The organism is Streptomyces sp. NPDC048623 (genome assembly GCF_040650755.1).
Classification (GTDB): Bacteria; Actinomycetota; Actinomycetes; order Streptomycetales; family Streptomycetaceae; genus Streptomyces.
In genome coordinates, this window is record NZ_JBEZHV010000029.1 from 1 (window position 1) to 21,520 (window position 21,520).

Sequence of the window (21,520 nt, forward strand, 5' to 3'; positions counted from 1 at the left end):
GCCCCCGAAGACCTACTCCGAGCTGCTCACCGCCGCCAAGGCGCTCACCAAGCCCAAGGGCGACGGCTACGACGCGCGGCGCCCTCGCGTGTCGTCTGTCGTCGGGCTGTGGCCGCTCAGGCCGTGGTCGCGAGCAGCCTGCGCAGCAGCCCGGCCAGTTGCTCCGCCTCCTCGGCGGTGAGCGCCGACTCGAGCGCGGCGCGCTGCTGGGCGAGTCCGGCGCCGACGGCCTGGTCGACCAGGTCCCGGCCCTCCTCGGTGAGGGTGACCCGCAGCCCGCGCCGGTCGTTCGGGTCGGGGCTGCGGGTGAGCAGCCCGGCCCGCTCCAGCTTGTCGAGCCGGCCGGTCATCCCGCCCGTCGTGATCATCAGCGTGGCGGTCAGCTCGCGCGGTGAGAGCGTGTACGGCTCCCCGGAGCGGCGCAGTGTGGCGAGCACGTCGAACTCGCCGAGCGCCATGCCCCCGTACGGCTTGTAGGCCTTGTCCACCCTCCCGTGCATGGCGGCGGAGAGGCGGTAGATCCGCCCGAAGACGGCCATCGGCAGCGTGTCCAGGTCCGGCCGGACGGCGGCCCACTGGTCGGTGATGGCGTCGACGGCGTCGTGGTTGTCCATACGGCCAGTTTCCCTCTCTATTGAGTCACTTACAAGTAAGTCGCTTGCGCCTAAGTAGCTTAGTGCTAAGTTAATGACTGCCAAGCCAGTCATTGCAGGGGGGAACCGTCATGTCCCGCAAGGCCGCCACCGTCGCCCTGACCGCCCTCGCCCCGGTCTCCTGGGGCTCGACCTACGTCGTCACCACGGAGTTCCTGCCGCCCGACCGGCCGCTCTTCACCGGTCTGATGCGGGCCCTGCCCGCCGGGCTGCTGCTGCTCGCCCTCACCCGCACGCTTCCGCGGGGCGCCTGGTGGTGGAAGTCCGCGGTCCTCGGCGCGCTCAACATCGGCGCCTTCTTCCCGCTCCTCTTCCTCGCCGCCTACCGGCTGCCCGGCGGTGTCGCCGCCGTCGTCGCCTCCGTCGGGCCGCTCTTCGTGGTCGGCCTCGCCGCGCTGGTGCTCGGCGACAGGCCCACGGTGAAGGCCCTGCTCACCGCCATCGCCGCCGCCTTCGGCGTCAGTCTCGTGGTGCTCAAGGCAGGTGCGGCGTTCGACGCGGTCGGCGTCGTCGCCGGACTGCTCTCCGCCCTCTCGATGTCCGCCGGCACCGTGTTCACCAAGCGCTGGGGCCGCCCCGAGGGCGTCGGCGCCCTCGCGCTCACCGGCTGGCAGCTCACCGCCGGCGGCCTGATCATCCTGCCGCTGGCCTTCGCCATCGAGGGCGCCCCGCCGGCCCTCACCGGCGCCAACCTCGGCGGCTACGCCTACCTCGCCTTCGGCAACACCGCGATCTCCTACTTCCTCTGGTTCCGCGGCATCGAGCGGCTCAGCGCCTCCTCCGTCACCCTGCTCGGCCCGCTCTCGCCGATCACCGCCGCCGTCATCGGCTGGGCCGCCCTCGGCCAGGCCCTCGGCCCGGTCCAGCTGCTCGGCATGGGCATCGCCTTCGGCGCCACCCTGGCCGGTCAGCTCGCGCCCCGCGCGAAGAAGCAGGAGCCCGGGGGAGCGGAGCCCACCGCCGCATCGTTCGGCTCCACTGAAGAGAACAGCCGGAAAGCTTCGGTGAGCCGGTAGGTTGCCGCCCATGACCGAGTGGGACATCAAGAAGCTCCAGATCCTCCGCAGCCTGCGCGACCGCGGCACCGTCACCGCGACCGCGCAGGCTCTGCGCATGACCCCCTCGGCCGTCTCCCAGCAGCTCACCAACCTCTCCAAGCAGCTCGGGGTGCCCGTCCTGGAGGCCCACGGCCGGCGGGTCCGGCTCACCGACGCCGCCCACCTGGTGCTGCGGCACGCCGAGGCCGTCTTCGCGCAGCTGGAACGGGCCGAGGCCGAGCTCGACGCCCATCGGCGCGGCGAGGCCGGCCGGGTCAGGGTCGCCGCCTTCTCCACCGCCGTCTCCGCGCTCGTCGTCCCCGCCGTCCAGGCGCTGCGTCCCGCCCACCCCGGGCTCGACGTCCGGGTCCGCGAGGCCGAGGCGGCGGAGGCGTACGAACTCCTCGCCGCCGGCGAGGCCGACCTGGCCCTCTCCCTCGCCGCCCACGCGCCCACCGCCCGCGATCCCCGGTTCAGCCGGGTGCCGCTGCTCGCCGACCCGCTCGACGTCGCCCTGCCCGCCGGGCACCCGCTCGCCGGCGCGCCCGGGCTGCGGCTCGCCGACCTGTCCGCCGAGCCCTGGATCTTCGGCGGCTCCGGGCCCTGGTCCGAGATCACCACCGCCGCCTGCGAGGTCGCCGGCTTCGTGCCCGAGCAGGCGCACAGCGCGGCCGGCTGGACCGCGATCCTCGCCATGGTCGAGGCCGGGATGGGCGTCGCCCTGGTGCCCCGGATGGCCGCCGCCGAGCGCCGCACCGGCTCCGGGGTCGTCATGCGGGTGCTCTCCGCCGACCAGCCCCGCCGCCATGTCGTCGCGGCGGTACGGCGCGGAGCGGAGGAAGGCCCGGCCGTCGCCCGGGTCCTGGCGGCCCTGCGCCAGGCCGCCACGCAGGGTGAGATCGTTCAGCAGAGCTGAAGAAATCTGTCGAAAACATTCGATGGACCTGCGAGGTGCGTCGGCGGCACAGTCGAGACATGAGCTTCGACGCGAACGACCCGACCCAGGACCAGGACCCGCACGCCAACGACGCCGCGCCGTACGCCGGCGGCGACCCGTACGCCGACTACCGCACCGGCGACTTCCCCTTCACCGAGCTCGTCGACCTCGCCGACCGGCGCCTCGGCGCCGGTGTCGTCGCCGCCAACGACGAGTTCTTCGCCGAGCGGGAGAACCTGCTCGTCCGCGAGCGGGCCGTGTTCGACCCCGAGCACTTCGGCCACAAGGGCAAGATCATGGACGGCTGGGAGACCCGGCGCCGCCGCGGCGCCGACGCCGGCCACCCGTTCCCCGCGCCCGAGGACCACGACTGGGCGATCGTCCGCCTCGGCGCCCCCGGCGTCATCCGCGGCATCGTCGTCGACACCGCCCACTTCCGCGGCAACTACCCGCAGAAGGTGAGCGTCCAGGCCGCCGCCGTCGAGGGAAGCCCTAGCCCCGAGGAGCTCCTGGAGACCACGTGGGAGGAGCTCGTGCCGCCCACCCCCGTGCGCGGCCACGCCGCCAACGGCTTCGAGATCAGCGCCGAGCGCCGCTACACCCACCTGCGGCTCTGCCAGCACCCGGACGGCGGCATCGCCCGCCTCCGCGTGCACGGCGAGGTCGTCCCGGACCCCGAGTGGCTGGACGTCCTCGGCACTCTCGACCTCGTCGCCGTCCTCAACGGCGGCGCCTATGAGGACGCCTCCGACCGGTTCTACTCCTCGCCCACCCAGATCATCCTGCCCGGCACCTCGCGCAAGATGGACGACGGCTGGGAGAACCGCCGCCGCCGGGTCCGCGGCACCAACGACTGGGTGCGCTTCCGGCTCGCCGCCCAGGGCGCCGTCCGCGCCGTCGAGATCGACACCGCCTACCTCAAGGGCAACGCGGCCGGCTGGATCTCCCTCCAGGGCCGCGACGGCGAGAAGGGAGAGTGGTTCGAGATCATCCCGCGCACCCGCCTCCAGCCCGACACCCTGCACCGCTTCCCGCTCGCCGCCCGTGCCGTCGTCACCCATGTGCGCCTGGACGCCTTCCCGGACGGCGGCGTCGCCCGGATGCGCCTGCACGGCAGCCTCACCGAGGACGGTGCCGCCGAACTGCGCGCGAGGTACGCCCGCCTGACGGACTGACGCCGAGCCGAGCGCGTACCCGAGCCCGTACCCCTACCCGTACGCGCAGAAGACGAAGGGCCCCGGACCGACCGACATCGGTCCGGGGCCCCTCACCTACCGGCTCAGAAGGATCAGGCCGCGTCCGCCGCCTGCGCCTTCAGGGCGCGCTCGACGCCCGCGCGGCACTCGGTCACCAGACGGCGCAGGGCCGGGGCCGGGTCGTTCGCCGCGATCCACGCGTCCGTGGCGTCCAGGGTCGCCTGCGACACCTGGAGCGTCGGGTAGAGGCCCACCACGATCTGCTGGACCATCTCGTGGCTGCGGGTCTCGGAGACCCGCTTGATCGAGGCGAAGTACTTCTCCGTGTACGGGGCGAGCAGCTCGCGCTGGTCCGCCTGCACGAAGCCGTGGATCACGGCCTCCTGCACGGCGTTCGCCAGCGTGTCGGACTCCACGACCGACGCCCACGCCTCGGCCTTCGCCGCCTCCGTCGGACGGGCCGCGCGGGCCGTGGCCGCGTGGCGCTCGCCCGCGGCCGTCTTGTCGCGCTCCAGCTCGGCCGCGATCTCGGCCTCGTCGAACCGGCCGGCCGCCGCGAGCCGCTGCACGAACGCCCAGCGCAGCTCGGCGTCCACCGCCAGGCCCTCGATCGTCTCGCCGCCGTCGAGCAGCGCCGCGAGCAGGCCGAGCTCGGCGTCCTCACGGGCGGTCGCCGCGAAGGCCCGCGCCCACGCCAGCTGGTGGTCGCTGCCCGGGGCCGCCGCCCGCAGCTGCTCCTGCGCGGCCGTACCCCAGCGGGCCAGGCCCTCGGCGCGCCACTCCGGCGCCGCGTACAGGTCGAGGGCCGTCTTCACCTGGCCCTGCAGCGACTGCACCACGCCGATGTCGGTCTCCTTGGTGATGCCGGAGAGCACCAGGTCCAGGTAGTCGCGGGTGGCGAGCTCCCCGTCCCGGGTCATGTCCCAGGCGGAGGCCCAGCACAGCGCGCGCGGCAGCGACTCGGTGAAGTCGCCGAGGTGCGCGGTGACGTTCTTCAGGGACACCTCGTCGAGGCGGACCTTGGCGTACGACAGGTCGTCGTCGTTGAGGAGCACGACGGCCGGGCGCTGCTTGCCGGCGAGCTGCGGGACCGGCGTCAGCTCGGCCGCGTCGATGTCCAGCTCCAGGCGCTCGGTGCGCACCAGCTTGCCGGCCGCGTCGAGGTCGTACAGGCCGATCGCGATCCGGTGCGGGCGCAGGACGGCCTCGCCCTTGGCGCCGGCGGGCAGCGCCGGGGCCTCCTGGCGGACGGCGAAGGAGGTGATCGCGCCGTTCTCGTCGGTCTCGATCTCGGGGCGCAGGATGTTGATGCCCGCGGTCTCCAGCCACGCCTTCGACCAGGCCTTCAGGTCGCGGCCGGAGGTCTCCTCCAGGGCGCCGAGCAGGTCGGCCAGGCGGGTGTTGCCGTACGCGTGGCGCTTGAAGTACGCCTGCACGCCCTGGAAGAACTCGTCCTGGCCGACGTACGCCACCAGCTGCTTCAGGACGGAGGCGCCCTTGGCGTAGGTGATGCCGTCGAAGTTGACGAGCACGTCCTCCAGGTCGTTGATGTCCGCCATGATCGGGTGGGTGGACGGCAGCTGGTCCTGGCGGTAGGCCCAGGTCTTCTCCGCGTTGGCGAAGGTGGTCCAGGCGTTGGGCCAGCGGGTGCCCTCGACGGAGGCCTGGCAGGCGACCGAGGTGAAGGTGGCGAACGACTCGTTCAGCCACAGGTCGTTCCACCACTCCATGGTGACCAGGTCGCCGAACCACATGTGGGCCAGCTCGTGGAGGATGGTCTCGGCGCGCCGCTCGTAGGCCGCGTCCGTCACCTTGGAGCGGAAGACGTACTGGTCGCGGATGGTGACCGCGCCCGCGTTCTCCATGGCGCCGGCGTTGAACTCCGGCACGAAGAGCTGGTCGTACTTCGCGAACGGGTAGTCGTACGCGAACTTCTCCTGGAACCAGTCGAAGCCCTGCCGGGTCACGTCGAAGATGTGGTCGGCGTCGAGGAACTCGGCGAGCGACGGACGGCAGTAGATGCCGAGCGGCACGACCTGGCCGTCCTTGCCCTCGTACGTCGAGTGCACCGCGTGGTACGGGCCGACGATCAGGGCCGTGATGTACGAGGAGATGCGCGGCGTCGGCGCGAACTCCCACACCCCGTCCTTCGGCTCCGGGGTGGGCGAGTTGGAGATCACGCTCCAGCCCTCGGGCGCCTTCACGGTGAACTGGAAGGTGGCCTTCAGGTCGGGCTGCTCGAAGGAGGCGAAGACCCGGCGCGCGTCCGGCACCTCGAACTGGGTGTAGAGGTACGCCTGCCCGTCGACCGGGTCGACGAAGCGGTGCAGGCCCTCACCCGTGTTGGTGTACGCGCAGTCCGCGACGACCTTCAGCTCGTTGCGGCCCTGCTTGAGCTGCGCCAGCGTGATCCGGGAGTCCCGGAAGACGGCGGCCGCGTCGAGGGCGTGCCCGTTGAGCACCACCTCGTGCACGGTGGGGGCGACGAGATCGATGAAGGTCTCGGCGTTCTCGGCGGCGGAATCGAAGCGGACGGTGGTGACGGACCGGTAGGTGCCGCCCTCCTGCGCACCGGTGAGGTCGAGGTCGACCTCGTACGCGTCCACGGACAGCAGCTTCGCCCGCTGCTGGGCCTCTTCACGGGTCAGGTTCGTACCAGGCACCCGGTCAACTCCTCGGTTTCGTGACGTTTGGGCCATCCTTCCACGGGGTGTACGGGAGACGCACGGCACATTTCCCAGGGCGAACACGAAGAACGGCGGCCACCGTCACCGGTGGCCGCCGTTCCTCCGTACGTACGGGGATCAGCCCCGCAGTTCCTTCGCGACCAGCTCCGCGATCTGCACGGCGTTCAGCGCCGCGCCCTTGCGCAGGTTGTCGTTGGAGAGGAAGAGCGCGAGGCCGTGCTCGACGGTCTCGTCGACCCGGATGCGGCCCACGTAGGAGGCGTCCTTGCCGGCCGCCTGGAGCGGGGTCGGGATCTCGGAGAGCTCGACGCCCTCGGCGTCCTTGAGCAGCTCGTAGGCGCGCTCGACGCTGATCGGACGCTCGAAACGGGCGTTGACCTGGAGCGAGTGGCCGGAGAAGACCGGGACGCGGACGCAGGTGCCGGAGACCTTGAGCTCGGGGATCTCCAGGATCTTGCGGGACTCGTTGCGGAGCTTCTGCTCCTCGTCGGTCTCGTGCGAGCCGTCGTCCACCAGGCTGCCGGCCAGCGGCAGCACGTTGAAGGCGATGGAGCGGCGGTAGACGCCGGGCTCGGGGAAGGCGACGGCCTCGCCGTCGTGGGTCAGCTCGGCGGCGCGCGGCGCGACGGCCTTGACCTGCTCGTCCAGCTCGGCGACACCGGCCAGGCCCGAGCCGGACACGGCCTGGTAGGTGGTGGCGACGAGCGCGGTCAGGCCGGCCTCCTGGTGGAGCGGCTTGAGCACCGGCATGGCGGCCATGGTGGTGCAGTTCGGGTTGGCGATGATGCCCTTGGGGCGGTCCTTGATCGCGTGCGGGTTGACCTCGGAGACCACGAGGGGCACCTCGGGGTCGCGGCGCCACGCGGAGGAGTTGTCGATCACCACGGCGCCCTGGGAGGCGACCTTCTCGGCGAGGGCCTTGGAGGTGGCGCCGCCGGCCGAGAAGAGCACGATGTCCAGGCCGGTGTAGTCGGCGGTGGCGGCGTCCTCGACGGTCACACCGTCCACGACCTTGCCCGCGGAGCGGGCGGAGGCGAAGAGGCGCAGCTCGTCCACCGGGAACTTCCGCTCGGCCAGGATCCTGCGCATGACCGTGCCGACCTGACCGGTGGCTCCGACGATTCCGACCTTCACGGGGACTCCTCTGTGCGTATGTGCAGCGGCTGCCGCTTCCATGATGCGTATGTCCCCGGGCGCCTTGTCCAATCCATTGTCCAAGGGTCGGACAGGTCACGGGACGGCGAAGCCCGCGAGAACGGAAAGGGGCGGGCGCTCGGCGCCCGCCCCCAGGGATACCGGGTCCGTTACGGAGTGACCTTCTCGATCACCACGCTGCCGGTGCCCGCGGCGGTGCCGCGCGCGTTCAGCAGCTGGACCTCACCGAAGAACTGCCGGCCCTCGGGCGCGGCGGAGTTCACCACGACCTCGGCGGCGACCTCGGCGGTGCCGCCGTTGGCCAGCTGGACCGGCTTCGACTCGTCGACCTTCACGGTGCCGAGCGCGGACGAGTAGTACACGTCCTTGTAGTCGTAGGCGGTGCCGCCGGCCGCCTGCACGGAGTAGCCGTCGATGACGACGGTGTACGTGCCGGGGGCGGGGTTGAGCAGGCTCACGGCCTCCTCGGAGTCGCCGTCGGCGGACTGGCCGACCTGCTTGCCGTCGAGCAGGACCGTGAGGTCGAGGTCGGCGGCCAGGTCGGAGGTGTTGCCGATGGCGATGTCGAGGCGCTCCACGCCCTCACCGACGGTGACGGTGCGGGTCTGCTGCTCGTGGTGCTGGATGGTCGGGCGCTCGGACTTCTGCGAGCCGAGCGAGCCGCCCTTGAGGCGCCCGTCGAGCGCGGCGAAGCCGTTGCTCACCTTCCACTGCACGGCGGCCGGGGTGCCGATCTTCGCCTCGGCGACCGTCTGGACGGCCGGGTCGAAGTCGGCGCCGAGGACGGACACCTCCAGGGTGAACGGGTTGTCCAGGTCCGGCGAGGTGCGGCGGGACTCGACGATGATCTCCCAGACACCCGGGATCGGGTTCGCGTAGGAGCGCACGTCCGGGCGGCAGGTGTTCGCCGGGTTGTAGTGCGGGTAGCACTGGTTGGTCGCGTTGTCCTCCAGGGCCACGCCGTACGGGTGCTGGGTGATGAACCGGGTCTGGCTCTTCTCCTTCAGCCCGCCGATCGCGACCTCGAGGGTCTTGGCGCCCTTCGGCACGGTCACGAAGTAGGACTTGTGGCTGTTCCGCTGCACGGAGCCGGTGGCGGAGTAGCCGTAGCCCGGCGCGACCAGGTCGTTCGAGACGACCGAGGTGGCGAGGATCTGCTTGTCGACGCCCTCGGTGAACAGGTCGTCGGCCTCCAGGATGACGCTGTGCACGCCGGCGGTCCGCGGGCGGGCCTCAAGCCGGACGGTGACCGGCTTGTTCAGCGGCAGCGCGACGAAGTCCTCGCCGAGGATGCGGAAGGTCCCGTCGTTGTACTTCAGGCTCAGCTCGTGCCAGACGTTCCGGTCCGGGCCGCTGGTACGGGTGACGGTGACGTCGTAGACCTTCTTCTGGCCGACCTTGAGGCCGCCCTCGCGGTCGTACACGCCGGTGCCGGTGTGCGGGGCCGGGAAGATCGCGGTGTCGACCGGGGCCTCGACCTTGTAGTCGTGGGCGGTGGCACCGAACAGGATCGAGTCCCAGGCCTCCTCGATGTCGATGAGGCCGGCGCCCTGCTCGTGGGCCGCGGTGCCCGGGATGCGCTTCGCGGTCGAGGTGAGCGCGGTGCGCAGGGTGTTCGGGGAGAGCGCGATGCGCTTCTGCTTGGCGGCCGAGATCAGCAGCGCGCTCGCGCCCGCCGCCTGCGGCGAGGACATCGAGGTGCCGTTGAGCATGCCGTAACCGGCGGGCAGGGTGTAGCCGGCCTCGGCGACGCCCTGGCCGGCCAGCCAGGTCGGGATGGAGTTCACGGCCGAGCCGGGGGCGGTGATGGTCGGCGTGAAGCCGCCGTCCTCGCGCGGGCCGCGCGAGGAGAACGGGAACATCGCGTACTTCTTCTCGACGGCCGAGCCGTAGTTGGCGGCCCAGGTCTCCTTGGAGACGGCCGCGCCGACCGAGAGGACCTTGTCGGCCAGGCCGGGGTCGCCGATCGTGTTGATGCCCGGGCCCTCGTTGCCGGCCGAGATGACCAGCTGCACGCCGTACTCGTCGATGAGACGGGTGTAGAGGCGGGCGCGCACGTTGTCGCCGTCGTTCTGCAGCGGCAGACCGCCGATGGACATGTTGACGATGTCGATGCCGCGGTTGGCGACGAGGTCCATCATGCCCTCGGTGAGCGCGGTGTTGGTGCAGCCGCCGGTCCAGGTGCAGGCGCGCATGGAGACGAGCTTCGCGCCGGGCGCTGCGCCCTTCATCTTTCCGCCGAACAGGCCGTTGGCGGCGGTGATGCCGGCGACGTGGGTGCCGTGCGCGGACTCGACGAGACCGATGTTGACGAAGTCGGCCTTCTTGCCGACCCAGGTGCCGCCGGCCGGGTCCATCGGCACGTCCTTGCGGATCTGCACGACGAACGGGACCTTCTCGACGACCTCGGTGGCCGGGTTGTCGGTGCCGAAGTAGCCGACCTGGTTGCCGTCCTTGTACGGCTTCATCGGCTCGTTGTCCGTGAAGTCGCCGTTCTGGTCGTTGTCGACCCGGACGGTGCCGGCGGCGGCGTCGTAGAGCAGACCGAAGACGTCGGTGGTGTCGCCGTCGCGGTTGATGTCGCCCTTCGGGTCGCCGCCCGCGGTGGCCGACTCGCGGAACACGCTGAAGCTGAAGGCGCCCTCGGGGGCGTTCCAGCTCCGGCCGCTCGCGCTGAAGACGGGGCCGGCGACCGGGGTGATCTGGGCGCGCCAGGTGGCGTCGCCCTCGGTCAGCGGGTCGGTGGCGGTGACCCAGTCGACGATCTTGCGCTCGCCGGTGGTGGTCTTCTGCAGGGCCGGGTGGCCGAGGTCGACACCGGAGTCGAGGATGCCGATGGTCACGCCGCGGCCGTCGGCCTTGGGGTGGTCCTGGACGAAGTCGACCGCACCGGTCTCGAAGGACGGGTTGTACGGGTTCTTCGCCGGCGTGTACTTGCCGGGCGCCGGGTAGGTCTGCGTGACCGTGGTGCCCTCGACGGCGCCGGTGGTGCCGGCGTCGGGCTTCGGGTCGTCGAGCTCGATCTCCGCCTGGAGGTCGATCGACTGGACCGAGGAGAGCCTGGTCGCGGCCTTGATGGCCGCGTCGGCCTTCGCGGTCGGCAGGGTGGCGCGGACGTAGCCGAGCTTGTCGTCCTGGCGGCCGACGGAGGCGCCGGGGACGGCGTCCAGCTGGCCCGCGACCTGCTCGGTGGCGCCGGGGGCGGTGGCGACGAGCACCGTGACGTTCGGCTTGTGCGCGGCCTCGGCCTCGTCGAGCCGCTGGGCGTCGGTGACGCCGAGCTTGTCGGCCGGGTCGGCGGTCTTCGCCGGGGAGGTGGCCGGGGTGCCGGCGGCCGGGGCGTCGACGGCCAGGACGGGGGCGGCGCCGCTCGCGATCAGCGCGGTCACGAGTCCGGCGGCGGCGGCGATACGGGCCGCGCGTCTGGTCCCGGGGGTCGAGCGCCCGGGTATGGAGCTCTGCGATTCGGGGGTGGTCATTTACATCCCTGAAGTGAAAGAAGAGGGTCCGGATTTCGGTACCGGATGACCGCTCAGCCTTTCGTAAGTCACAGGGTTTTGGGGAGAGTTACCGGGCGACGGAATGCGCGCATGGCGGAAATCCGCCACCGCGGTTCATGCGCCACAGGGCGTAAATCTCCCCAACAGGGATGTATCGGCAGGGGGTTGCGGGAGGGTTACCGGCGATTTCCCGGGATCGCCCGGACCGTCCCGAGGTGACCCCGGGGGCGGGAGGCCGCCTCGGGGTCGCCGGTCTCTCGGGGCTACCGGTTCCTCGGGACTACTGGTCCTTCGTGCGGGCGTAGTGCCGCGAGGCCTTGGCCCGGTTGCCGCACAGGGCCATCGAGCACCAGCGGCGGGTGCCGTTCCGCGAGGTGTCGAAGAAGTGCAGGATGCACGCCTCGTGGGCGCACTTGCGGATGCGGTCCGGCTGGGTGCGCAGCAGGTCGAGGTAGTCGCGGGCGGCGGTCCAGCCGGGGCCCCAGGCCGGATCGGCGAACTCCGGCTGCTCGCCGGGGCCTTCCGCGGTGAGGGTGGCCCGGATGCGCCCGTGGCCGAGGACCGCGTCCACCCGGGCGGTGGCCGCGGGGTCGCCGGGCCGGTCGACCAGGGCGCCGAGCGCGTCGCGGGCGGTGAGGGTGTGCCGCAGGGTGGCCGGGTCGGCGGCGAACCGCCCGTCGAGCCCGTTGGCGGCCAGCCAGATCGCCAGGCCGTCGGTGCCGGTCAGCAGGTCCTGCCGTACGCCGTCCGCCATCCAGCGGGTGTTGAGCAGGTCGAGGGAGACGGGCTCACCGGTGAGCGGCCGGGGGTCGGGGGCGGCGGCGTTCGGGACGGTCATGGCGGGCGCCCTCCTCGGCGGCGGTTTTCAGACTAACCCCTCAAGGTTACGTGACTGGTTGCGTGACGCCATTACTAACCTCTAAAGTCGCGATGAGAGGTTAGCTGTGAGGGGTGGGACACGCCCCCGGCCCGCATCCCTGGAGGATCACCTGTGACGACCGCCCCGCCCCTCGCCGCCCCCGCCCGGACCTCAGGCGCCCCCGCCCGGCCCCGGCCGCGTGTGCTGCTCGCCTCCACCGCCGTCAGCGTCAGCGCCCTGCTGCTGCTCGTCGCCGTCGGGACGGCGCTCCGCCAGCCGCTGCTCATCCCGCCGCTCGCCGCCAGCATGGCGCTCGTCGCGGGCGCCCCCGACCTGCCGCTCGCCCAGCCCCGCTCGGTCGTCGGCGGCCAGCTCCTCTCCGCCCTCACCGGGTTCGCCGTCCTCGCCGTCACCGGCCCCGGCCTCTGGGCTGCCGCCCTGGCCGGCGGCCTCGCCCTCGGCGTGATGGCCGCCGCCCGCACCCCGCACTCCCCGGCCGCCGCCACGGCGGTCATCGTCACCCTCCAGCACCCTCCGTTCTGGCCCTTCCTGGCGCTCCTCGCCCTCGCGACCGTGCTCCTTGTGGGCGCCGGCCTGGCGGGCGCGCGCCTGACGGGGCGGCGGTATCCGGCCTACTGGTTCTGAGGACTCGCTCTAACCTCGCTGTATGAAGCAGGAGTTGCGGGTGGCGGCCTACGCCGTGTGTGTGCGGGACGACGAGATACTGCTCGCCCGCTGGGTGGCCAAGGACGGGCGCAAGCGGTGGACGCTGCCCGGCGGCGGGATGGACCACGGCGAGGAGCCGGTCGAGACCGTCGTGCGGGAGGTCGAGGAGGAGACCGGGTACGTGGCCGAGCCCACCGTGCTGCTCGGCATCGACTCCATCCGCCGCGACTTCATGTTCCGGCTCGGCCGGCCCGGCGACTGGCAGGGGCTGCGGATCCTCTACGAGGCCCGGATCACCGGCGGCGAACTGCGGCACGAGATCAACGGGTCCACCGATCTCGCCGCCTGGCATCCGCTCGACGCCGTGCCCGGTCTCGACCGGGTCGATCTCGTCGACATCGGCCTCCAACTCTGGCGTGACCGGCCCCCGTTGGGCCGTTCGCCGCTCACCGGTCCGGCGAACGGCTGAAAACGGCTCAACCCGTGCGGGGCGGCTCAACCCGCCCCGCACCCCGGGTGGTCCCCTCCCGTGACCACAGCACGCATGATCACGGGAACACGGGAGTCCGCATGTCAGCCGCACGCACCGCACGCACCGTCCGCACCCTCCGCACCGCACGCACCGTCCGTACCCTCCTCGCCGCCGGACTCGTCGCCGGGATCACCGCCACCGCGCTTGCCGCACCCGCCGTCGCCGCCGCCCCGCCCGAGCCGGCCCGCACCTCCCACGCCGCCACCCAGCAGGCCCTCGACGCGGCCGTGGCGCAGGGCGTGCCCGGCGCGGTCGCCCAGGCCCGCGACGGCAGGGACCGATGGACCGGCACCGCAGGCGAGCGCGGCGGCGACGACCGCTTCCGGGTCGGCTCCATCACCAAGACCTTCACCGCCACCGTCCTGCTCCAGCTCCAGGCCGAGGGCCGGATCGACCTCGACGACAAGGTCGAGAAGTGGCTGCCCGGCGTCGTCCGCGGCCACGGCCACGACGGGCGCGCGATCACCGTCCGCCAGCTCCTCAACCACACCAGCGGGATCTACGGCTACACCGAGGACCCGGGCTTCCAGGCGAAGGTCTTCGGCCCGGACTTCCTCCAGCACCGCTACGACACCTGGACCCCGCGGCAGCTCGTCGCCGTCGCGATGAACCACGAGCCGGACTTCGCGCCCGGCACCTCCTGGAACTACTCCAACACCAACTTCGTGCTCGCCGGCATGGTCATCGAGAAGGTCACCGGACGCCCGTACGGCCAGGCCGTCGAGCACCGGATCATCAAGCCGCTCAAGCTGCGCGCCACCAGCGTCCCCGGGACCAAGTCCCGTATGCCGCGGCCGCATTCCCCCGCGTACTCGAAGCTGTCCCTGGACGCCACCACCGGACCGACCTACGACGTCACCGAACTCAACCCGAGCATCGCGAGCGCGGCGGGCGAGATGATCTCCGACGCGAACGACCTGCAGACCTTCTACCGTGCCCTGCTCAAGGGCCGGCTGCTGCCGAAGGCCGAGATGAAGGAGATGACCGACACGGTCGCCATGTCCCCCGAGGCAGGGGCGCCGCGGTACGGGCTCGGTCTGATGGAGATCGGGCTGAGCTGCGGCAAGGAGATCTGGGGCCACAGCGGCGGCATCCACGGCTCCAGCTCCCAGGCGGTGGCCACCCGGGACGGTGAGCACTCGCTCGCCGCGAACTTCAACGCCGACTGGACGGGCGACACACAGGCCCTCCTGGAGGCGGAGTTCTGCGGCACAGTCCCGAGCGCGTCCCCGAGCGCATCCCCCGAGAAGTAGGCCTCAGCGGGGCAGGACGACGACATACGCGGGCGGCTGCCGGTCCGCCGCGGCCATCAGGGCCGTACGGACCACGGTCGCCTGCTGGTCCATCGCCTCGCGCAGCTTGCGCGGGGTGAGATGCACGACGGTGATCCCGAGCCGCTCCAGGTGCTCGCGCTTGCGCGTGTACTCCGACCACAGCGCGTCGTCGTCCTGCCGCGGCGCCCGGGTGTCCAGCTCGACGGCGACCGCCTGGTCGGGCCAGTAGGCGTCCACGCCGCCCAGGTGCGGGCCGCCCGGCAGCCGCAGGTCCACGTTCCACAACGGGTCCGGCAGCGCGAACTCCCGCACCATCGCGTACAGCCGGTCCTCCGCGATCGATCGGCCCTCGGCGAGCAGCGAGTCCACCGCGTCCACCACATGCGGGCGGGTGAGCAGCCGGGCCCGGTTCAACTCCCGTACCACCGCGCCCGGTTCGCAGTGCCCGCCACTGACCGCCTCGGTGAGCAGCCGGCGTACCACGCCCGCGTCGGTCAGTGCCGAGACCGCGTCGGCGAGCGCCCGGGGCACCGGGGCGACCGGCAGCCCGTCGATCTCCAGCGGCTGCGGCGGCTCGGCGGTGCGCACCACCCGCACGTGCCCGGTGGAACGCAGCCGGCGGGTGCGCGGCACGAGCACGTCGACCCGGTCGATCATGCCCGGCGAGGGAGCGGCGGCGAAGCGGTGCAGGGAGAGCGCGGCGAGGCCGGTGAGCATCGCCTCGGCGCGGGCGTGCCGGATGGCCTCACGGAACCGGTCCACGCCGGTGTGGGGGAGGGGGGAGAGGGGGGCGTCGGGGGTGTTGTGGTTCATGTCGACGGTCTTCCGTCGACAGAGCCTCACCTAACCGCTGTTACAAGCGCGTTGCCCAATACGGACAAGGCGGGGCTAAAGTACGCACGTTCGACTGCCGAGTAGGGCCCCCTGGCATGCGCCGACAGGGGGCCCTGCTCGCCCACGGGACTACGCGGCGCGGCCGTCGCACTCCTGCGCCCGCAGCGCCCGCGCCAGGTCGTCCCGCGCCTCCAGGACGAGACGGCGCAGCGCCGGGGCGGCGTCGGCGTGGTCCGCGAGCCACGCGTCGGTCGCGGCGAGGGTCTCGGCACGGTCCTGGAGCCCCGGGAACAGCCCGCGGACCACGTCCATGCCGATCTGGATGGACCGCTCGGCCCAGATCCGCTCGATCACCGCGAAGTACTTCTCCGCGTACGGCGCGATCAGCTCGCGCTGCGAGGGCTGCACGAAGCCCGCGATCGTCGCCTCCACCAGGGCGTTGGACAGCGCGTCCGACTCGACGACCTGCGCCCAGGCCTGTGCCTTGACCGCCGCCGACGGGCGGGCGGCCAGACAGCGCACCTGGTGGCGCTTGCCGGTCGCGGTGTCGTCCTGGGCGAGCTCGGCGCCGATCCGCGTCTCGTCGGCGCGCCCGTGGGTGGCCAGCGGCTGGAGGAACGCCCAGCGCAGCTCCTGGTCGACGACCAGGCCGTCGACGGCGGCCGAGCCGTCGAGGAGGCCCTCCAGGAGCTGGAGGTCGGCGTCCGAGGAGGCCACGGCGGCGAAGAAGCGCGCCCAGGTCAGCTGGTGCTCGCTGCCCGGCTCGGCGAGCCGCAGCTCGCGCAGCCCGCCCTCGGCGAGCAGCCGCCCGCCCTCCGGCCGCCACTCCGGCGCCGCGTAGTGGGTGACCGCCGACTGCGCCCAGGCGTGCACCATCTGGAGCACGCCGATGTCGGTCTCGCGGCCCGCGAAGGCGAGCACGATCGCCAGGAAGTCCCGGGCCGGCATGAGGCCGTCACGGGTCAGGTTCCACAGCGCCGACCAGCACAGCGCGCGGGCCAGGGGGTCGGTGATGTCGCCGAGGTGGGCGCGCAGGGTGGCCAGCGAGCCCTCGTCGAAGCGGACCTTGCAGTAGGTCAGGTCGTCGTCGTTGACGAGGACCAGGTCGGGCTTCTCCTGCCCGGCGAGCTCGGCCACCACCGTGCGGGCGCCGGTGATGTCGGCCTCCACGCGCGCGTAGCGCACGAGGTCCCCGCCGGAGAGGCGGTACAGGCCGACGGCGGCGCGGTGGGGGCGCAGCTCTTCGCCCTCCTGGGCGACGGCGAGCTCGGTGATCCGGCCGTCGGCGCCGTAGGTGACGTCCGGGGTGAGGGTGTTGACACCGGAGGTCTGCAGCCAGGACTTCGCCCAGGCCTTCATGTCGCGGCCGGAGGTCTCCTCCAGGACCGACAGGAGGTCGCCCAGACGCGTGTTGCCGTAGGCGTTGCGCTTGAAGTAGCGGCGCGCGCCTTCCAGGAACGCGTCCCGGCCCGCGTACGCCACCAGCTGCTTCAGGACCGAGGCGCCCTTGGCGTAGGTGATGCCGTCGAAGTTGAGCTTGGCGTCCTCCAGGTCACGGATGTCGGCCGTGACCGGGTGGGTGGACGGCAGCTGGTCGGCGCGGTACGCCCAGGCCTTGCGGTTGTTGGCGAAGGTCACCCAGCTGTTGGTGAAGCGGGTCGCCTCGGCGAGCGAGAAGGAGCCCATGAAGTCGGCGAAGGACTCCTTCAGCCACAGGTCGTCCCACCACACCATGGTGACCAGGTCGCCGAACCACATGTGGGCCATCTCGTGCAGGATCACGTTCGCCCGGCGCTCGTACGCCGCCTGCGTGACCTTGCCGCGGTAGATGTACTCCTCGCGGAAGGTGACCATGCCCGGGTTCTCCATCGCGCCGAGGTTGTACTCGGGGACGAAGGCCTGGTCGTACTTCCCGAAGGGGTACGGGTAGTCGAAGTTGTCGTGGAAGAAGTCGAAGCCCTGCTTGGTGATCAGGAAGACGTCGTCCGCGTCGAAGTGCTTGGCGAGCCCCTTGCGGCACATGGCGCCCAGCGGGATCTCCAGCTCGGAGCCGTCGGCGAAGGTGCGCTTGTAGGTGTCCGTGACGTAGTGGTACGGGCCGGCCACCACGCAGGTGATGTACGTGGAGATGGGCGCCGTCTCGGCGAACCGCCACCGCCCCTCGGCGTCCTGCTCGCCCACGCCGTTCGACCAGACCGTCCAGCCCTCGGGCGCGTCCACCTCGAAGCGGTACGGCGCCTTGAGGTCGGGCTGCTCGAAGTTGGCGAAGACGCGGCGGGCGTCGGCCGGCTCGTACTGCGTGTAGAGGTAGACCTCGCCGTCCTCCGGGTCGACGAAGCGGTGCATGCCCTCGCCCGTGCGGCTGTAGGCGCACTGGGCGTCGACGACGAGGACGTTCTCGTCGGCGAGGCCGTCGACCGCGATCCGCGAGCCGTCGAAGACGGCCGCCGGGTCGAGCGCGCGGCCGTTGAGGGTGACCGCGTTCACCGACGGGGCGATCAGGTCCACGAAGGTGGCGTCGCCGGCGCCCGTACGGCGGAAGCGGATCGTGGTCACCGAGCGGAAGGTGCGCACACCATCCCCGGACTCGCCGACCGCCGACCGCAGGTCGAGGTGTACCTCGTACCCGTCGACGCTCAGCAGCTCGGCCCGCTCGCGGGCCTCGTCGCGGGACAGATTCTCACCGGGCACGGTGCACTCCTTCGTGACGCCATCGAAACAGGACCGATCCTGCCATGTGCCGCTGTCACCCGGCACGGGGGAATGCCGTCGGGTGCCCTCGGCGTTGCGTCCTACGGCGCAACGCCTACCGAGGCCGTTTTCCGAGGCTGTTCCCCAGGTCGTTTCCGAGGAGTCACATGTCCGAGAGCAGGACCACCGCCGAGTTCTTCTTCGACCCGCTGTGCCCGTGGGCCTGGATGACCTCCCGCTGGATGCTGGAGGTGGAGAAGGTGCGCCCGGTCGACGTGCGCTGGAAGGTCATGAGCCTGGCCGTGCTCAACGAGAACAAGCTGGACGAGCTGCCCGAGCAGTACCGGGAGATGCTGGAGACCCAGGCCTGGGGCCCGGTCCGCGTGGTGATCGCCGCCCAGCAGCTGCACGGCGACGAGGTCGTCGGCAAGCTCTACACCGCGCTCGGCACCCGCTTCCACAACAACGGCGAGGGCCCGACGCGCGAGGCGGTCGTCGGCGCGCTCACCGACGTGGGCCTGCCGGCCGAGCTCGCGGACTACATGGACAAGGACACCTACGACACCGAGCTGCGCGCCTCCCACAAGGAGGGCATCGACAAGGTCGGCCAGGACGTCGGCACCCCGGTGATCTCCGTGCCTGGCCCGGACGGCGACGAGGTCTCCTTCTTCGGCCCGGTCGTCACCCCGATCCCGCGCGGCGAGGCCGCGGCCCGGCTGTGGGACGGCACGCTGCTCGTCGCCTCGACGCCGGGCTTCTTCGAGATCAAGCGCACCCGGACGGCGGCACCGAGCTTCGAGTAGCCCCCGCGCCCGCGCTCGCGGACGGCCCCCGCGGTTCACGTCACCGCGGGGGCCGTCCTCTTTCCCCGCCTGCCCGGTGAGATCCAGGTCTGCTTCCGCGCGCCCCGCCGTTGGAGTCACACGACGCTGGGGCTGCGCCGCTCAAGATCAATAACGTGCGGGCATGAACCTTCCCCTGAAGCTCGCCACCGCGACCGCGCTCCTCGGACTGCTCGCCCCGGCCGCCGCGGCCGCGCCCCTGGACGACTGGGAGCAGGTCGGCACCGACGCCCGCAGCGGGGTCAGCGGTCTCGCCTCCGAGGGCGCGGGCAGTGACAGCGCCCTGTTCGTGAACGACAACAAGCGCCCCGGGCAGCCGCGGCTCTCCCGGGTCTCGTACCGGGACGGTGCCCTCGCCGTCGGGCGGCTGACCTGGAACGGCGCCGAGCCCAACGACCTGGAGGCCGTCGAGGCCGTCCCCGGAGCGCCCGGCGCGTATCTGGCGCTCGCGAGCCGCGGGATCGTCTACCGGATCGAGGTCGACGGCGCCACGGCCACGGTCGCCGACTACGCGCCGCTGCCCGCGATCGGCCAGGGCGACGACTACGAGAGCTTCGCGCTGGTCGCCCGGGACGGGAAGCTCGCCGCCCTGTGGGCCGACCGCGGCGAAGGACCGGCCCGGCCCGCCACGCTGTACGCGGCGCCGCTCGCCTTCGCCCCGTGGGGGCAGCCGCTGTTCGGTGCGGTGACGAAGCGCCCGTACACCTCGACGTACCCGGCCGGCGAGGGCACGCGCCACATCTCCGACCTCGCGGTGACCGACTCCGGCCGGATCCTGGCGAGTTCGGCGGCGGACGCCGGCGACGACGGGCCGTTCGACTCCGCCGTCAGCGACATCGGCCGGTTCACGGTCTCGGCCGCGGGCCGGGTACGCGTCACGCTCGCGGCGAGCCCGACCGTGCTCGGCACCTTCCCCGGCTACAAGACCGAGGCCGTCGAGTGCCTGCCCGGCACCGGCGACGCGCTGCTCGGCACGGACGACGAGAACCACGGCGGATACGTGCGCACCGCCCCGTACTGCGGCGCGTGAGGTCGCGTATCGGCATACGGCGGCGCCCCGCCGAGCACTCGCTCGACGGGGCGCCGTACGTACCTCACTGCCGGCTCGGTCAGGCCTCCTCGGCCGCCGGAGCCAGCGCACCGGCGCCCGCGCTCGCGCCCGCACCGGCCCGCGCCTTCTGGCGCACCAGGCCGATCACGGCCAGGACCAGCGTCATCGCGCCCGTCGCGTACAGCTGCACGCGGGTGTCCGGCTCACGGGCCATCAGGAAGAAGATGACCGCCATACCGGCCAGGGCGACGACGGACAGGCCCGGGTAGAGCCACATCCGCACGACCAGCTTCTCGGGCGCCTCGCGCTCCAGGCGGCGGCGCAGCACCAGCTGCGAGGCCGCGATGAAGATCCAGACGACCAGGATCACGCCGCCGATCATGTTGAGCAGCCACGGGAAGATCTTGTCGGGGGACCAGTAGTTCAGGCCCACGCAGACGAAGCCGAAGAAGCAGGAGGCGAGCACCGCCGGGCGCGGCACGCCGCCGGAGACGCGGCCGAGCACCTTCGGGCCCAGGCCGCGGTGGACCAGGGAGAAGGCGATGCGCGAGGAGCCGTAGATGTTGGCGTTCATCGCGGAGAGCAGCGCGACCAGGACCACGACGTTCATGATCTGGCCGGCGCCCTCGATGCCCAGGTGGTCGAGGGCGGCGACGTACGGGCCCTTCTCGGCGATCGCCGGGTCGTTCCACGGGATGAGGGTGACGACGACGGCCATCGAACCGATGTAGAAGAGCGAGATGCGCCACATCGCGGTGCGCACGGCCCTGGCGACACCCTGCACGGGGTTGGCGGACTCGGCGGCGGCGATGGTGACGGTCTCCATGCCGCCGTACGAGAACACCGAGGCCAGCAGGCCGACGACCAGGCCCTCGCTGCCGTTGGGCAGGAAGCCGCCCTGCCCGAAGAGGTTGCCGGTGCCGGGGGAGTCGGTGCCGGGCAGCACGCCCAGGACGGCGAGCACGCCCAGGCCGAGGAAGAGGGCGATGGCGCCGACCTTCAGGGCGGCGAACCAGAACTCGAACTCGCCGAAGTTCTTCACGGCCGCCAGGTTGGTGCCGCAGAAGACCAGCATGAAGAGCGCGACCCAGGCCCACTCCGGCGTGCCGGGCAGCCAGCCGGTGACGATCTTCGCCGCGCCGATGCCCTCCAGGCCGACGGCGACGCTGAGCAGCACCCAGAACGCCCAGCCGGAGGCGAAGCCGGCCCAGGAGCCGAAGGCCCGCTCGGCGTGCGAGGAGAACGAGCCGGAGGACGGGTACGCGGCCGACATCTCGCCCAGCATGCGCATCACGAGCATGACGAGCAGACCGGAGAGCGCGTACGCGAGGACGATCGACGGTCCTGCGGCGGCGATGCCCGCTCCGGAGCCGACGAACAGGCCGGCGCCGATGACGCCGCCGAGGGCGATCATCGACAGATGGCGCTGCTTGAGGCCGTGGGACAGGCTGGGGGACGGGCTGGGGGAGCCGTCGCCGGGGGCGGTCGCGCCGTCCTTGCGGTCGGCCGGCGCGGGCGCGGTTGTCCGAGACATGGGCGAACCCTGTTCACTAGCTGAGACGGGGAGGGTGCCCCACAGTCTGTGGGGACGCACCGCTCAGAGGGA

The 21,520-nt window shown here is 72.0% G+C and carries 16 protein-coding genes; 8 read left to right on the forward strand and 8 right to left on the reverse strand.

Annotation, left to right across the window (positions count from 1 at the left end):
- Positions 1-116: 116 nt before the first annotated feature.
- Complete coding sequence (locus AB0C73_RS31105; protein WP_362536672.1) at positions 117-614, reverse strand: MarR family transcriptional regulator; 498 nt, start codon at positions 612-614, stop codon at positions 117-119.
- A gap of 110 nt (positions 615-724) precedes the next feature.
- On the opposite strand from AB0C73_RS31105, the gene AB0C73_RS31110 reads away from it, so the two are divergent.
- From AB0C73_RS31110 to alc, 3 genes are read left to right on the forward strand one after another with little or no spacing between them, the layout of a single operon-like run.
- Entirely contained in the window at positions 725-1,669 is a 945-nt protein-coding gene (locus tag AB0C73_RS31110; protein ID WP_362536674.1) for an EamA family transporter, read from the forward strand.
- 10 nt (positions 1,670-1,679) lie between these two features.
- Positions 1,680-2,606, forward strand: a complete 927-nt coding sequence (locus AB0C73_RS31115; RefSeq protein WP_362536676.1) for a LysR family transcriptional regulator — start codon at positions 1,680-1,682, stop codon at positions 2,604-2,606.
- A gap of 59 nt (positions 2,607-2,665) precedes the next feature.
- A complete protein-coding gene (gene alc / locus AB0C73_RS31120) occupies positions 2,666-3,802 on the forward strand; it encodes an allantoicase (protein ID WP_362536678.1) in 1,137 nt (378 codons plus the stop codon).
- A gap of 113 nt (positions 3,803-3,915) precedes the next feature.
- Here the strand turns inward: alc and pepN (AB0C73_RS31125) are convergent, their stop codons facing one another.
- From pepN (AB0C73_RS31125) to AB0C73_RS31140, 4 genes are all read right to left on the reverse strand, one after another.
- Entirely contained in the window at positions 3,916-6,486 is a 2,571-nt protein-coding gene (pepN, locus tag AB0C73_RS31125; protein WP_362536680.1) for an aminopeptidase N, read from the reverse strand.
- Between the two features lie 141 nt (positions 6,487-6,627).
- Positions 6,628-7,644, reverse strand: a complete 1,017-nt coding sequence (locus tag AB0C73_RS31130; RefSeq protein ID WP_362536682.1) for an aspartate-semialdehyde dehydrogenase — start codon at positions 7,642-7,644, stop codon at positions 6,628-6,630.
- Positions 7,645-7,814: 170 nt separating this feature from the next.
- Positions 7,815-11,144 carry a S8 family serine peptidase gene (locus AB0C73_RS31135; protein ID WP_362536684.1) on the reverse strand — a complete coding sequence of 1,110 codons (3,330 nt, stop codon included), beginning with the start codon at positions 11,142-11,144 and terminating at the stop codon, positions 7,815-7,817.
- A gap of 301 nt (positions 11,145-11,445) precedes the next feature.
- Complete coding sequence (locus AB0C73_RS31140; RefSeq protein WP_362536686.1) at positions 11,446-12,003, reverse strand: CGNR zinc finger domain-containing protein; 558 nt, start codon at positions 12,001-12,003, stop codon at positions 11,446-11,448.
- A 153-nt stretch (positions 12,004-12,156) separates the two neighbouring features.
- Between AB0C73_RS31140 and AB0C73_RS31145 the strand changes: the two genes are divergently transcribed.
- The 3 genes from AB0C73_RS31145 (at position 12,157) to AB0C73_RS31155 (ending at position 14,475) form a co-directional block, all read left to right on the forward strand.
- Positions 12,157-12,669 carry an HPP family protein gene (locus AB0C73_RS31145; RefSeq protein ID WP_362536688.1) on the forward strand — a complete coding sequence of 171 codons (513 nt, stop codon included), beginning with the start codon at positions 12,157-12,159 and terminating at the stop codon, positions 12,667-12,669.
- A gap of 22 nt (positions 12,670-12,691) precedes the next feature.
- Positions 12,692-13,159 (forward strand): NUDIX domain-containing protein, encoded by a 468-nt coding sequence (locus tag AB0C73_RS31150; protein WP_362536689.1) that lies wholly within the window; start codon positions 12,692-12,694, stop codon positions 13,157-13,159.
- Between the two features lie 101 nt (positions 13,160-13,260).
- Positions 13,261-14,475 (forward strand): serine hydrolase domain-containing protein, encoded by a 1,215-nt coding sequence (locus AB0C73_RS31155; RefSeq protein WP_362536691.1) that lies wholly within the window; start codon positions 13,261-13,263, stop codon positions 14,473-14,475.
- 3 nt (positions 14,476-14,478) lie between these two features.
- Here AB0C73_RS31155 and AB0C73_RS31160 read toward each other — a convergent pair whose 3' ends face one another.
- Positions 14,479-15,309: a hypothetical protein gene (locus tag AB0C73_RS31160; RefSeq protein ID WP_362536693.1), complete on the reverse strand. Its 831-nt coding sequence runs from the start codon at positions 15,307-15,309 to the stop codon at positions 14,479-14,481.
- Positions 15,310-15,459: 150 nt separating this feature from the next.
- Positions 15,460-18,021 (reverse strand): aminopeptidase N, encoded by a 2,562-nt coding sequence (pepN, locus tag AB0C73_RS31165; protein ID WP_362536695.1) that lies wholly within the window; start codon positions 18,019-18,021, stop codon positions 15,460-15,462.
- Between the two features lie 167 nt (positions 18,022-18,188).
- On the opposite strand from pepN (AB0C73_RS31165), the gene AB0C73_RS31170 reads away from it, so the two are divergent.
- Both AB0C73_RS31170 and AB0C73_RS31175 read left to right on the forward strand, forming a co-directional pair.
- The gene (locus AB0C73_RS31170; RefSeq protein ID WP_362536696.1) at positions 18,189-18,824 is read left to right on the forward strand and encodes a DsbA family protein; all 636 of its coding nucleotides are present in this window, start codon (positions 18,189-18,191) and stop codon (positions 18,822-18,824) included.
- A 163-nt stretch (positions 18,825-18,987) separates the two neighbouring features.
- On the forward strand, positions 18,988-19,893 hold the full coding sequence (locus tag AB0C73_RS31175; RefSeq protein ID WP_362536698.1) for a hypothetical protein: 906 nt from the start codon (positions 18,988-18,990) through the stop codon (positions 19,891-19,893).
- Positions 19,894-19,972: 79 nt separating this feature from the next.
- Here AB0C73_RS31175 and AB0C73_RS31180 read toward each other — a convergent pair whose 3' ends face one another.
- Positions 19,973-21,448, reverse strand: coding sequence for an amino acid permease (locus AB0C73_RS31180; RefSeq protein ID WP_362536700.1), 1,476 nt, complete (start codon positions 21,446-21,448; stop codon positions 19,973-19,975).
- Between the last annotated feature and the right edge of the window lie 72 nt (positions 21,449-21,520).